The 1,535-nt window shown below is 76.6% G+C and carries 1 protein-coding gene; it reads left to right on the top strand.

Going from position 1 to position 1,535, the window contains the following annotated elements; genetic code table 11:
* A partial coding sequence (locus ACFV4F_RS43350) for a beta-ketoacyl synthase N-terminal-like domain-containing protein (RefSeq protein WP_380511562.1) occupies window positions 1–1,535 on the top strand: 1,535 nt, incomplete at both ends.

The raw sequence follows: 1,535 nt of genomic DNA on the forward strand, positions 1-1,535 counted from the left end.
GCGCTCACCCTCGCCGACAACGACTGCCAGCCCTTCGCCGCCGTCTTCTCCGCGCAGCGGCCCGACCCGCAGATCGCCCCGCTGGCCGGAGCGGCCGGCTGGCCGGCCGCGGCCGCCCCGGAGTCCGGGCTGCGCCAGCGCCTCGCCGAACTGTCCGAGCAGGCCAGGGAGCGCTTCGTCCTCGACTTCGTGCGCACCCGCGTCGCGGCCGTCCTCGGCCACGCGGGCGGCGAACGCGTCGGCGCCGACCAGCCCTTCACCGACCTCGGCATGGACTCCCTCACCACCGTCGAACTGCGCAACGCCCTCACCGCCGCCACCGGCCTGAGCCTGCCCGCCACCCTGGTCTACGACCACCCGACCCCCGCGGACCTGGCCGCCCACCTCCTCGCCGAACTCCTCGGCACCCTCCCCGAACCCGACCGGGCCCCGGCCCCGCGGGACGTCTCGGACGACCCCGTCGTGATCGTCGGCATGGCCTGCCGCTTCCCCGGCGGCATCGAGTCCCCGGAGGACCTCTGGCGACTGCTCGGCGACGGCGCCGACGCCATCCGCCCGTTCCCCGCCGACCGCGGCTGGGACCTCGACGCCCTCGGCCGCGGCGGCTCCGCCACCCTCCACGGCGGCTTCCTCGACGGCGTCGGCCGCTTCGACGCCCGCTTCTTCGGCATCTCGCCCCGCGAAGCCCTCGCCATGGACCCCCAGCAGCGCCTCCTCCTGGAGACCTCCTGGGAGGCCCTGGAGCGCTCCGGCATCGCCCCCGACCGGCTGCGCGGCAGCGACACCGGCGTCTTCGTCGGCACCAACGGGCAGGACTACCTGACCGTGCTGCGCCGCGGCACCGCCGACGTCCGCGGCCACGCCGCCACCGGCAACACGGCGAGCGTCCTGTCCGGCCGCCTCTCCTACACCCTCGGTCTGGAGGGCCCGGCCGTCACCGTCGACACCGCGTGCTCCTCCGCCCTCGTCTCGCTCCACCTGGCCGCCCGCGCGCTGCGCGCCGGGGAGTGCTCGCTGGCCCTGGCCGGCGGCGCCTCGGTGATGTCCAGCCCGGACGCCTTCGTCGAGTTCACCGCGCAGGGCGGACTGGCCTCCGACGGCCGCTGCAAGCCCTTCGCCGACGCCGCCGACGGGACCGCCTGGTCCGAGGGCGCGGGCGTCCTGGTGCTGGAGCGGCTCTCGGACGCGCGGCGCAACGGGCACCCGGTGCTCGCGGTCGTGCGCGGATCCGCCGTCAACCAGGACGGCGCGTCGAACGGGTTGACGGCCCCCAACGGCCGGGCCCAGCAGCGGGTGATCCGCGCGGCCCTCGCCGACGCGGGCCTGACCGCCGCCGAGGTCGACGCCGTCGAGGCGCACGGCACCGGCACCGCCCTCGGCGACCCGATCGAGGCGCACGCCCTGCTGGCCGCCTACGGGCGGGACCGCGAACTCCCGCTCCTGCTCGGCTCGGTGAAGTCCAACCTCGGCCACACCCAGGCCGCGGCCGGCGCCGCCGGTGTGATCAAGACGGTGCTCGCGATGAAGCACGGGGA

This window comes from Kitasatospora sp. NPDC059722, from assembly GCF_042733235.1.
Taxonomy (GTDB): domain Bacteria; phylum Actinomycetota; class Actinomycetes; order Streptomycetales; family Streptomycetaceae; genus Kitasatospora.